This window comes from Streptomyces sp. NBC_00988, assembly GCF_045162645.1.
Taxonomy (GTDB): Bacteria; Actinomycetota; Actinomycetes; order Streptomycetales; family Streptomycetaceae; genus Streptomyces.
Window position 1 is genome coordinate 8,938,348 of record NZ_CP108730.1, and the last position, 14,379, is coordinate 8,952,726.

Annotated in this window: 1 protein-coding gene (only partly in view); it reads left to right on the forward strand. The window is 71.4% G+C overall.

Annotated features, from left to right (window positions below):
* A protein-coding gene (locus OG496_RS40940) for a hypothetical protein (protein ID WP_405974436.1) crosses the window boundary here: on the forward strand, positions 1 to 14,379 show its 5' end (the start). The gene runs 22,479 nt beyond the window's last position; only the first 14,379 of its 36,858 coding nucleotides appear in the window; its start codon is at positions 1 to 3; the stop codon falls past the right edge of the window.

Consider the following 14,379-nt stretch of genomic DNA (forward strand, 5'->3'; position numbering starts at 1 on the left):
ATGACCATCCACGCGTCGCCCCAGCTGAACAACCTCATGTTCGTGCTCATCGGCGAGAAGTTCCTCCAGGCCGACGAGGACATGGCGTTCGCCAACGGCAAGCCGTACCAGCGGCTGGGCCGGCGCATGCGTGACCTCTCGGACCTGATCGAGCAGACCACCGGTGGGGTCGGGCGCGCGCTGCCGCCGCAGGTCGGGAACAACTATGTGCGGGCGATGCACATGTTCCTGGACAGCGGCGGCGTCAACTATTTGCGGGAGTTCGCCGACCAGCTCGACGGCATCGGGCAGTCCCGGACCAAGTCCTCCATGGACATCATGGAGTCGAAGTGGCAGATCATCGCCGAACTGGTCCGGCTGCTCATCGAGTTGCTGGTCATCGCGGTGCTGTCCGCCTTCACCGGGGGTTCCGCCTCCAGCCAGGCCGCGGTGGCGAAGGCCCGCAGCCGGGTCGCCATTCTCACGCTGATGGAATGGCTGATGAAGAAGACGCATCTGATGCCGAGCGTCACCGAGGCGATCGAAGAGGCGTTCACGACCTTCGCGGTACGGCTGGCCATGATGCTCGGCGCGCCCAAGGGCCGCCGGCCCAACAGTTTCGACTGGTCGCAGATCATCCAGGACGGTGTCTTCGGCGCGTTCACCGGCCTGTTCCACGGCCTGCTGCACGACCTCGGCAAGGGCCTGAAGAACAACTTCAAGAACATCTTCAACACCCACAACCCGTTCAAGGACATCAGCGGCAACGGGAAGAAGTTCAACAACCACAAGTTCGACAACCCGGACCTCAACACCAAGCCGAACCCGAAGCCGACACCGACGCCGAACCCGAAGACCACGCCGAATCCGACGCCGACCCCGCACATCACCCCGACGCCGAACCCGACGCCCACACCGAAGCCGAAGACCTTCGGCGACAAGGTGAAGCACGAACTCGGCGAGGACTTCGAGCACTTCCTCACCGAGGGCGGCGCGGAGACGCTCGGCGAGATCGCCACGGCGTCCATCTACGGCTTCCCCATCGACCCCCTGAACACCTTCCTGGGCGCCGGCCTCAGCTCGATGAGCGAACGCCACCTGGGCCAGGGCGCGGGCGCGATCGGCAACAAGTTCAACTTCACCACCCCGCCACAGGTGAACACTCTGGGCACGGCGGACATCCCGGACGACACCAACTCCAACTCCAACTCCAACTCCGGCCCCGACAACGACTCTTCGACGAACGGCCCGTCGTCCAACTCGTCCACCACGTCGGGCCCCGGCCCCGTCAACACGACCTCGAACAACGGCAGTTCGTCGACGACCACCACCCCCCAACGCACGTCCACGAACACCCCGCCGACCGAGTCCACCGACACCCACGTCGACGACGTGAAGATCGACGGGGGAGACCTCCAGAACAACGCCCCGCACGGCACGACGAGCACGTCCGGCGGGGGCAACTCCTCGTCCAGCACGCCTACGAGCCACACGCCGACCAGCAGTTCGCCCACGAGTAATACGCCGACGAGGTCGCCGGAACAGGTCGATACGGGCGGTACCGACGAGGCGCAGGGGACCGGTCAGCAGAACGACACGTCGACCTCCTCGGATACCTCGAACACCTCAACTCCGGCTCCCTCGCCGGACGTTCCGGTCGCGAGCGGGTCCAACACCAGCGTCGTACCGCCGACCACGAGTACGGGTACGGGCACGAACTCGGGCAGTCCGACGTCCGGTTCAGGTACGCCCTCGCACAGCGGTGGCAACCCGCGTACTACGACAACGGGGCGCCCGGAGAACACGACTTCCGACAGCACCAGCACGGACACCACGAACGACGTCGGCACTGGCACGGGCAGCTCGAACAGCACGAGCACGGAGGGCATCGACACCTCCCACTCCGATTCCGGCACCGTCAGCAACACTGGCACGGACACGGGCACTGTCGGCAACACCGGCTCCGACCTGCCCACCCCCGTCGCCACCACCAGCAACACCGCGCCCCCCACGACCAGTTCGGCACCGGACACGACCCCCGTGCCGGAGGCGACCCAGCCGTCCCACTCGGGCACCGCGACCCCGGCACCGAGTGCGGAGACGACCACCACCAGCTCCTCCGATCCCACCGCCGTACCGGAGCCGAACAGCACGCCCGCTCCCGTGCCGCCCGTGGATCTCACCCCCTCTGTGACCCCCAACTCCACGCCGGAGCCCGGAAGTTTCGAGGACGCTCGGGCCGGAGTCACGCCCTCGGAGCGCAGTCACACCTGGGTCGATCCGGTCTCCCGGCCCCTCGGGGCGGACGGCACGCGTACCCAGTACGTGGTGCGGGCCGGTTTCGCCGTACGGCGTTTCACCCACGACGGGGTGCCGGTCACCGATCTCACCGTGACCTATCGGCTCACCGGCAGCCCGGGCCTGGGGACGCAGGTCGACGGCGTCCAGCAGCGGCTGACGGACGGTGTGCAGCGGGTGTTCAACACCCCGGGCCACCGGCTGGGGGACGGGAGCCAGTTGCACGTCACCGTCGTGCCGGCCGCCCCCGGCGAGACGGCGCACCTCGACGTCACCCTCACCGACCCGACGGACGGGATTCCGGCGACTCACCACTCCTGGCCGGCCGACATCTCCGACTCCGACCTGGCCCACGAGATCGGCCATCAGGTCGGGCTGCGCGACGAGAGCGGCTTCGACTCGGCCGCCCCGCACCGTGGCGGTACGTCCAGCCTGATGGGTGACCCCACGCGGTTCACGCCCGCACCGGACCCGGCGTACGCGTCCGGTGGGCTGAGGCCCCGGCACCTCGCACTGATCGGTACCCTCGTCGGCGACCCCGCGGACGACCACCGGGGTCCCGGACGGCGGGGACCGGTCAAGGGCGCGCCCGGCGCGGACCCGCCCGCCCCGCTCACCCCCGCCGTCGACCAGGCCGATCAGGACGACACCGTACCGACCCCGGTGGCCACCACGTCCACGCCCGTGCCGGGGCTCCATGACACCCATGACACGGACTCGCCGGACGTCGATCCGGCGGACACGCATACGGACACGCACACGGAGACCGAGACGGAGACCGACCCCGCGGTCGTGCCGGTCCCGGACATCACCCTGACCTCCCCGGAGGGCGACACCACCCCGCCGACCGAGGTGGTGGTCGGCGGTGGGCGTCGCAGTGGCTCCTACCTCGGTGGCTACGGGCGGCGGCACGACGGCCAGGTGGGGCTCGTGCACGTGGAGCCGTTCGCGCCGGACGTGGTGGACGGGCTGCACCGCCAGGTGCTCACGGCGCTCGGCCGGCCCGCTCCGGAACCGAACGACCCCGTGCTCGCGCAGCTCCGGGACGTGCTGTCGGCGGAGCAGATGGCGCTGAACCTGCCGTATCTGCGCAGTCTCGGCGGTCACCGCATCGTCCTGGACGTCGGCGGCGTCGACCACGAGGTGGACGTACGGCTGACGCTCGACGACAGGCGGCCGTCCGTGCGGCAGGGCGCGCTCGACACGAGCGATCCCGACAAGCATGTGGAGCGGCGCGGGCAGGGCACCCGGGAGATCGTCTCCGCGCAGCCGTCCGGCACGTTCTCGACGATCCCGGTGCCGTGGACGGGTTCGATACCGATCGCCGCGGCGGGCCCGGTCCGCGGGGTGGACATCGCGCTGGGCGCGACCATCACCCACAACCAGGCGGACGGTTCGACCACCGTCACCCAGGTCGTGCAGACCACCAGCGCCCAGCGCAGCAACGAGCCCTCCCGCGCCTACGACTTCACCGACAACTGGCAGGTGCGCGTGGCCGCGCCGGCCCAGGACACGGACGTAGAGAACGCGGGGGATACGACAGACACGACAGATACGACCGACGCAACCGGCGTGCCGGATACGGCTGTTGTCGTCGCCGACCCCGATCCCGCGTCCGACTGGAGTCCGGCCGAGCAGCACGGGTCGGTGACCATCTGGTTCCCGCAGCACCTCGTGGACGCCGACAGCGATCCCGGTCAGGCGCTGCCCGAACCCGCCGACATCAGGACGCTGCCGATCTACGGCGTGGACTCGGTGCTGCATCCGCGGCGGCTGTACGAGGGGGCCGCGGCGAACTTCAGCGAGGACCTGGACGACACGTCGTCGGCCCAGCTCGCGGACTTCCTGGCTGAACCGATCCTGCGGGGCACGTTGCCGATGCAGGTCGAGGGCGGACTGTACTCGCCGGTGCTCACCGACGCGCGTGGACGTGCGGTCGGCATGATGCGGCTGGACGCGACGGTCCGGGGGACCACCCCGGTGGCCAAGAGCCTCGACAAGAAGATCAACCTGGAAAGCCATGTCGTCAACTCGGTGAAGAACGACCAGAACACGTCGTTCAACAGCGGGGTGACCTTCACCGGCAGCGTCGGTCCGACCTTCACGAACGACCACGGCGCGGGACACCCGAACGCCTCCCACGGCATCGGCGGCACCGTCAACGGCAAGGGCACCGCCAGTCTCGCGGCGCAGAACGTGTTCGGCACCAGCAACCTCGCGGGCACCATGCACGCGGTGCGCACCAACCGCAGCCATCTGCTGACCGAGGCCGACGTCGAGTACACCCTCACCCTGATCCGGCCCGACGGCTCCATCTCCACCTACACGCCCGGCACTTGGACGCACGCTCTCGACCTGCGGGTGCTCAGCGCCGAGGACGCGGCGGGGCACGAACCGGGTCCGGACGAACTACGCGTGCTGGCGCCCGAGTTGGACAACCTGGAGTCGATCGGGCAGTCCATCGCGCCGCTCGGGGTGGACGAGGGCGACGCGGATCCGCTGTTCGACGACGCGGAGACCTGGCTGCGGAACCGCGGCTTCCTGCCACCGCCGGCGGACGCCCCGCGCCGGGGCCGGCTGCCCGACGAGACGCTGGTGCAGGCGCAGTTGAACAATCTGCGGCGGCTGGAGGAGCTGCGTTCCCCGCTCGGGCTGCGCGCGGCGACGGACTCCATGGTGGACGGCGGCCACTCGCTGTTCCTGGAGATCCCCTCCGTGACGGGACGGCGCCGGGTACGGCTGGAGCTGGGCGCGCAGCGCGACCCGAGCCGGCCGGTGGAGCACCGCACGGTGCTGCCCAACATCCAGGTCATGGGCCTGGCGCAGGCGGCGGGCGGCGCCACCGCCCGGCTCGGCAACACCTACGGCCTGGGCGCCGGGTTCGGCGGCGGGCTCACCGTGCCCACACCGCACGGCGGCACATGGACCCTGAGCGCGACCGGCGACTACCAGTACGTCGGCCAGGCCACGCTCGGCAACACCACCGGCACCACGCTCGGCCACGACCAGTTCTTCATCGGCACCGGGCAGGACACCCACGAGTTCGGGGTACCGGCCCGCCTCACACTCGACCTGTACGAGGGCTCGGGCCAGGAACCCGTGGCCCGGTTCGGCGAGGTGGAACCGCACGCCCAACACGGCGAGCCCGACCTGGAGTTGGGCCTGGACGCCCCGCAGGAGAGGGGTGTCGCGGGCACGATCCGGCTGGCCGTACCGCACGAGCGCACGCTGGCCGAGGCCGAGGCCGAGGTCGAGGCCGATGCGGAGCCCGCGCCGGACGGTGAGCCGTTCACCGTACGGCGGGTCACGCAGGAGGACCGGGACCGCCTGGCCATGACGGACCCGGCCACCGGCGCGCCGCATCCGGACGTGGTCCGCATCCCGGACGACGCCGTGATCGACGTGGTGCGGGGTTCGGCGGCGCTTCAGGACGCGTTCCGGCGGATCGTCACGGGCGACGGTGTCGACAGCGACAGCGACTCCGACAGCGACTCCGATGCCGGTGACGACACTCGCACAATCACCGGTGATGACATCGACACCGGCGACGATCCGGCCGTCCCTCCCGTCACTGTCACCGCCCCCGAAACCATCACCGGCACGGACACCGTCACCGCCCCTGCTCCCGACACCGACACGGTCACCGCTCCCACCCCGGATCTGGAACCGGCGCCCGCTCCCGCCCCCGTCGCTCCCGCCCAACCCGGCCGCGTCGCACGGCTGGTGGACAACGTCACCGGGTTCCTGAGCAGTTCGCTGGTCGGGAGTCCGTTCGGCGACACCACCACCGTGAGCGCCGAGGCCCGTACCACCGCGCTCTCGCCCGGTTCGCTGGTCGGCCGGGGGCACCAGATCTTCAGCGGCACCTATGTGGTGGAGGGGCTGACGCTGCCCGGGCTCGGTGCCGACGGTCAGCTCGCGATCGAGATCGAGGCCGTCGCCCACACGCCCCGGCTGACGCAGAGCGTCAACCAGTACCTGGAGACCGGCATCTCCGCCGCCGACTCGGCGCAGCAGCTCAAGGGCCTCGGAAAAACACACCAGTTCGGGGTGGGCGGCTCGGCGACCCAGAACAACCCGCCGACTTCCACCCCGAGTTCGCAGCCCGCAGGCTCCCCGGCACCCACGCCGTCCACGCCGTCCCGCTTCAACCCGTCCGGGCGCTACCAGTACGATCGCAAGAGCGACAAGTCCGACACCCTCACCAGCGGCACCGGCACCAACCGCACGCCCACCCAGTCGGGCCTCCAGCACCGGATCACGGCCGACGTCACCTACCTGATCACCGTGCGGTCCGGGCACCGCAACGTGGTCGCCAACTCCCTCGGGTTCGGGCCCGGGGAGACCGTCACGCTCGCCGTGGACGTGCCGCGCGGGCTCCAGTTCCTGATGACGGAGAGTCAACTGCGCCGCGACGGGCGGTGGATGGGCGCCCTGCCCGAGCGCCCGGCCGACCCGTCGACGACCGGTCTGACGAGCCCGTCCCTACCCGACCGATACGTCCACGACGGCACCCTCGGCCTGGCCGCGGTCAACTCGGTCACCGAGTTCTCCGACCCGGGCACGGGCGCGACACCGACCCCGCCGATCGAGCAGCGCTCCCGACTCCACAACGACGTACGGCAGTTGGTGGACCGCTACGCCCCCGGTGTGACCACCCCCGGCCACGCCTCCTACCTGCCCGGTGTCGCCGCGCTGATCGCCGACAACACCGGTGTCGCCGGGAAGCGGGCCCTGGTCGGGCGCGGCGGCGGACAGACCAGGTTCAGCTTCCGGCACCACCGGTTCGGCGGGGCGGCCCTGGTCGAGGTGACGTTCTCGGCACGTCCCACGAGCACCGCCGCGGACCGGGGCGCCGTGCGGGGCACCGCCGTACCGGGCGACAAGTCCGGTATAGAGCAGTGGGGTTCGCACACGGCGGAGGGCCGTTCGCTCTCCTCCTCGGTGGGCCGGACACACCGATTCACCGGCAACCCGACGGCCCGTTTCAGCCGCCCCGACGCCGACGACCGTACGGACCGGCTCGGCCCCTCCGCCACTGTGGTCTCCTCGTCCAGCAAGGTCGACAAAAGCGGACGCACCGCCGAGGACCGGTACTGGCTGCGCACCGACAGTGCCGCCGACTTCGACGGCCTGGACTACGAGTTGGTCGCCACCGTCCGCTCCACGCTGGTCGCCGACTGGCCGCCGAACGTGGTGGGCGCGCTGGTGCAGCGCGGGTTCATCGCCTGGGACGACGCCGACCCGCAGACCCGTTCCTGGCTGAGCCGCACCCTCTCGGGCGAACTCGGCGGCCAGGTCCGGGTACCGGCCCAGGTGAGCCTGCGCTTCACCGGCAGCGAGACGGACAGCACCCGACCCCCGCTGCCCGCGCCCGCGCCGCCCTCGGTGTCCCGGGTCGACCCCCGCCAACTGCCCGCCGCACAGCCCGCGTTGCTGGACGCGGACCTGTTCCACCCGACCGGCTCCGTCCCGGTCTACGGCTTCGACGGGTGGAGCGAGCTGTACACCGCCCTCGACCAGGTGGCCCCGGACACCGGGAGCAGCTGGCGTTCCGTGCCGGCGTCGACCTCCGACGAGAACGCGTCGGTACGGCTCGGCGAACTCATCCAGGCCGGCACGATCTCGTTGGACACACCCCGCCAGGTCGGCGGCATGCTGCCGACGATGCCGGGCGCGTTCCCCTTGCAGAACGCCCCGGACCAACGGCCCACCCTCACCGTCTCGTTGTACCGGCCGAGGGTGGTCACCGACGGCGGCGACGTGACCCTCGACCGGCTGCGGATCAGCACGCAGAGCAGCAGCACGGTCTCCGGCGCCGACACCACCGCCGGGCTGTCGCTGCCGTTCGTCATGAGCGCCGACGACCCCGACCGCAACCTCCTCGGCGCGACCCCGCCGGTGCTCCAACGGCCCGTGGACGCGAGCAACTTCGGCAGCGGAGTCTCCGGCGGCCGCCGCGACTGGCTCAAGACCGGCAGCACCAGCCTGCCCGCCGACGGCCGCGGCACCCGCAGCTACGAGGTACGGGCCGACGTCCACATCGAGGTCACCGGCCCCGAGGGCGTACGCCATGTCACCGGTACGGCCACGATCCGCATCGAGGAGCGCGACGCCCTCGGCCACGGCATCACCGAGCCCCGTCCGATTCCCCAGGTCTACGACCTCCCGGCCCTGCTCACCGAGGGCACCAACACCGCGCCGCACGACTGGGCGACGACCCGGTTGCGGGACGTACGGAACAACCTGAACGCGGGCGTCGACCTCACCGACGACGGCTTCCAGCTCTGGGTGGCCACCGGCCCCGACCCGGACGGCTCCCGCCTGACCCTGGCCCTCTACGCGGCGTCGCGCGCGGCCCGGGACAACGGGCGCCCGGTGGAACTCGTCACCCGGGGCCCGGAGGGCCCGCGCGTCTGGTCCTTCGACCCGGACGGCACGCTGACCGGGCCGCCGGATACCGATCTCGCGGCGCCGGACACGGGTACCACGGCTGACACGGCGTCGGGTTCCACCACCGGTGTCGTGTCCCTGGACCAGGCATGGGAGAACTTCGAGCGCGAGGCCACCGCGTTCGACCGGGCCGAGGACGACCACAGCGCGGCGCTCCACGACGAACATGTGCAGCGGGAGCTGCGGCCCGACGCGCAGGACACCCTGAACGACGCGGTCACCGCGCTGACGGACGCGGCGAACGAGGCCCACCGGACCGACACGGCCGCGACCACCGCCGAGCGGAACGCGGACCAGGCCGAACAGGACCTCCGCGAGCTCGTCGACCGCGAGAAGACCCTGACCGGCGGGATCTCCGACGCCCGCCGCGCGATCGGCCCGCTCACCGACGCGGTCTCCGAGGGCGAGCGCCAGGAGATACGCCTCAGCGCCCAGGCCAAGACCGCCCGACGCCAACTGGCCGACCTCACGGCCCGCGCCGCCGAGACCTCGAACACGAGGGCCTCCGGCTCCGGTTCTGGCGACACGGAGAACACTCCGGTGCCGGGCCCGATCACGTCGGACACCGTCGCACCGGAGACGGTCGTAGAACCCGCGCCGGACACGGTCGTAGGACCGCCGGTCGGGGACGACACCCCCGCCCCCGCCCCCGCCGTAGACCCCCGTCTGACCGAGCAGATCGCCGAAGTCACCGCTCAGGTCGGCAAGTTGGACGCCGATCTCGCCGAGGTGCGGGCCGGGCTTGAGCGGGACCGTGCCGCGCTCCGGGACACTCAGGCCGGCCTGGACCGCGATGTGGCGGCTCTGAACGAGGCGCGGGCGCAGCTCCCCGGCGTGCGGGCCACGGCAGGCACCCGGCGTGCGGACGCGGGCACGGCCCGTGGGCTCGCGGCGGACGCGGCCCTGGTCCACGAGGACGCACGCGAGAACCATGAGCGGGCGGCGCGGACGCTCGGCGAGATCGACACGCGGATCGGCGTCGCCCTCGGCGAGCGCGACGACGCCGCGGCCCGCCGGGCGGCGGCGGAGACCGCGCTGCCCCTCACGGCCGGCCCGGTGCTGGCCCACGGCCCCTCGACGCTGCCCACATCACGCACGACGCTGGCCTCTGTCACCCCGCGCTGGCCGGGCTCGGGCCGCCCCCGCACGGCGGGTCCCTCCACCGACAACACCCCGCTCCCCGGCGACGACACCATCTCCGAGAGCGACAACTCGACCACCGGGGACGAGGATTCGGGGGACGAGGATTCAGGGGGAGACGACAGTTCGGACGCGGACACCGAACTGACCACTCCCGATCCGACGTCTCTCGTCCCGCCGAAGGACACCACCGGCGGGGACCAGGACGGCACGTCCGGCGACCCCGGTACGACCTCCGCCCAGGACAGCGCGTTCGACGCCCTGGTCGGCAACACCACCACCACGTCCACCGACTTGCACAGCGCACCGGCGGACACGGACACCGACGCACCCAAGACCGAAACCAAGACCGAGGACAAGGGCAAGGGCAAGGCCGCCGCCCAGGACGACACCAACGGCACGTCGTCCGACCCGACTTCATCCGACCCCACGTCCTCCGTCCCCACCGCCCCCCGGCCCGCCGACTTCCAAGTGCGGGCGCCGCGAGGCAACTTGGTGCCGACCCGCGGTGACGGCCGATGCATCCTCTACACGTTCATCGGCACCGACCCGGCCCGGGTCCGCGACCGGTTGCCCGAACTGCGGACCCAGGCTCCGGAGACCCACGCCTGGCTGGGCGACCCGAACCAAGTCCGCGCCGGGCTGGCCCAGTTCACCCGGTGGCGGCCGGGCACCCCGATGCCCCCGGCCGGCCGGCACCTGATGCTCGCGGCCGACCAGCTGCGTATCCTCGCCGAGGACCGACTGCTCACCGCGCGCAGCGGACGCCCGCTGCCGCACGAGGTGGTGGGCCAGGTACGGCAGACGCTCGCGGGGTGGTTCGACGGGCGCACGGCGACCATGGACCGGCCCGAACTCCTGGCGACCCTCGACGAGTACGGCATCACGGGGGTGACGGAGCCGGACCAGTTGGAGCGGGACGACCTCGACACGCTCTACATCGAGGCGCTGACCGGTGACAACGCGATCGGCCCGGCGCAGCCCAGCGTCCAGGACACGTTCGCCTACCTGCGCGACACCGGCCGGCTGCCCACGCTGGACCGCCTCACCGACGACCAGCTCCGCAGGCTGCTCGGGCACGGATACACCGTCAGCGACGCACAGTTCACCGACGCCGAACTGGCCCACGCGCTCGACGCCGTCCAGAACTGGTCCAGGGCGTACGAGAGCAACCAGGGCGAGTTGTTCCTCCCGCTGCTGGCGGACACCCTGGACGTCGCCGTGGAGGTACTGCGGCCGGACCGGTCGACCGGCCTCGGCACCGTCACCCGCGTCGGCTCACCCGCGGCCACCCGGGTCCTGGAGGTCCACTACACGGGCCTGAACCACTACAACGCCACCGACGCCGGACCCCTCACCGTCGACCCGAACACCATCACCCCGGCGCCCGCACCCAGAGGCCCCGGGGACGCCAACAGCGTTCAGCCGGACGGGCGTTACCGTCCCGCGCCGACCCGCGCCGCCGACGACGAGCGGCCCGCGTCCCGTGTCGCCGACCCCGCGCCCAAGGACACCTGGCACGGCCTGCGTCCCCATGCCCGTCCCGCTGTCCACTCCACCGAGCGGTTCGATCCGCACGCGGACCAGTCCAACCCGCCCCGGCCGGGGGTTCTGAGCGGTGCGACGACACTCGTCCGGGCCACCGTCCGTCGTATCCAGGCGCCCAACGGCCAGTGGGTACGGGACTACACGCTCAACCTCCCGGTCACCACGACGAACCCGGACCTCACCCAGCAGCTCAACGAGCGCATCACGCGTCTTCTGGACACGCATCTCAACTCCGGTCTGGCGCTGCCCAGTTCGGGCGACCAGCTCCACATCAACCTCAACCTGATCAGCGACCCGGCGCACTCCGAGGCGATCACCCTCACCGACACCGAGAAGCCGGCCCGCGCCGACCAAATCCACCTGGACGCCAACCACTCGGACGAGGTCCTGCTCCACGAGGTCCTGCACTACCTCGGTCTGCCGGACCAACAGCGCGACAACGACTTCCTGTTGCGCAACCACCCGAACAGCACGACCGTCCACACCACCGGCGTCATGGCCACCACCCAGACGCCTGTCCACATTCCCCGCCGCTACCTCCGCACGATCGAGAACGTCACCTCCGCGGGGCCCCAACTCCACGACCACGCAGGCCAGAACACCACCACCCCCGCGCTGGACCCCGACACGACCCCCATCCCCACCGAGGACTCGCTCACCTGGCCCACCTCCCAGGCCCCGACCGCACAGCCGCCTGGACCGGTCCAACTGCCGTCGAGCTACGTGAACTCCTACGGCGCGCTCCCGGACGGGACCGTCGGACTCGTGTACGTGGAGCCGTTCTCCGACGAGGTGATGCAGGGGCTGCACGGGCAGGTCTACGAGGCGCTCGGGCTGGATGTCGACAACCCGCCCGAGGCGGTGCGCGAGCAGGTGCGGGATGCGTTGAGCCGGGAGAACCTCGCGCTCCAACTCCCGTACCTGCGCTCGAACGGCGGTCACCGCATCACCGTCCAGGTCGACGGACGCGATCGCACCGTCGACGTACAGCTGACGCTTTCCGACGCGCGGGCCTCCCTGCGGCAGGGCCGTTTCGATCCGCGTGATCCCGACAAGCATGTCGAGCGGCGCGGGTTCGGCACGCGGGAGAACTTCTCCAGCCAGCCGTCGGGGACGTACCGCACGATCCAGGCGCCGTGGACCGGTACGTTCCCGATCACCGCGCCGACGCCGGTGCGCGCGGTGGACGGGTCGGTGACGCTGTCCATCACGCACAACCAGGCCAGTGACACGACGACCGTCACGCAGGCCGTCCAGACCACGTCCGCCCAGCGCTCCAACGAGCCCTCGGATCCAGTGGAGTTCACCACCCACTGGCGCGTGCGCGTCGACGGCCCCGCGGTCACCGCGACGCCCACCGCGCCGACCGCGCCCGCCACCGTCCCGGCGAGGGACGGGTGGCGTGGGCCGGTGTCGCACGGTTCCACCACGATCTGGTTCCCGCGGCACCTCACCACCGCCGACCCGGCGCCGGGTTCGCTGCCCACGCCCGCTGCGCCGACCGTTCTCCCGCTCTACGGCGTCGACTCCGTGATCGACCCCCGGGCGCTGTACGAGCACGTCCACCAGACGTTCCACACCCACCTGGACGACACCGCCGCCGGACAGGTCGCGGACTTCCTCTCCGAGCAGGTGCTGCGCGGCACGCTGCCGATGCAGATCCACGGCGGGCTCTACTCGCCCGTGATCACCGATGCCGACGGCAACGCGGTCGGCATGCTGCACCTGGTCACCGAGCCCGGGACCAGCACCGCGCAGCGGCAGAGCACCGCGGGCCAGATCAACCTGGAGAGCCATCTGGTCAACACCGCGAAGGTGGACCTCTCCTCGAAGTACACCAGCGGGATCGGCGTCAGCGGCACCGCCGCCGTCGCCCTCACCGGCGACCACAGCCAGGGTCATCCGGACGCGTCGAGCATGATCGGCGGCAGCCTCGGTCTGCGCGTGCAGGGGCAGGCGACCGTCACCAACACGTACAGCGCGAGCAGTTCCGCCGGCACGATGCACGCCATCCGCACCAACCAGAGCCATCTGCTCGCCCCCACCGCGGTCACCTACCGGGTCACCCTGATCCGGCCGGACGGCAACCGGCTGCCCGCGCCCGCGCTTCGCCGGCCGCACGGCATGGATCTACGGCTCCTGGGCGGGACGACCGCCGCCGGGCACACGCCGACGGCCGCCGAGACGCGTCAACTCCCGGACTCCCTGGAGCGGTTGGACGGCATCGGGCTGAGCGCGGCGCCGCTCGACGTGACCGGCACGGACCGTCTGTTCGACGAGGCGGAGACGTGGCTGCGCCGCGAGGGCTTCCTGCCCTCCGCTCACGGCGTGGTGCGCGGCCACGAGCCCGAGCACCAGATCCGGCTGCACGCCCAGCTCAACAACCTGCGCCGGCTGAAGGAGGCCCGTTCCCAAACCGGGCTGCGCGCCGCCACCGACGCCATGGTCGACGGCGGCCATGCCCTGCACTTCGAGGTGCCCAACAGCTCCGACACGGGCGTCCGTCGGGTCCGCCTGCTGCTCACCGCCGAACGGGACACCGGGCAGCCCAGCATTCATGACCTGGTTCTGCCGGGTATCCAGGTCATGGGTCTGGCCCAGATGGCCGGCAGTGACGCCGAGCAGCGCGGTGAGTCGTACAGCGGTGCGTTCGGGGCGTTGGGCAGTGTCGGCGGGCCGTTGCGCAGCTGGGGGTCCATCGCGTTCGGGGGCGACTACCAGTACGGCGGGCAGATCACGCACGGCGACACCGTGGGCGGCGCCACCGGCCACGACCAGTTCTTCATCGCCACCAACCAGAACAGCCACGCGTTCGACGTGCCGGTGCGGTTGGCCCTGGACCTGTACGCGGACGACGGGGTCGAGCCGAGCGAGCGGTTCGGGCGGAACCTGAACCAGGCCGCCGCCCCGGCACCGGCCGCTGCCCCGGCTCCAACTGCCGCCGGTGCGCCTGCCGTTGCC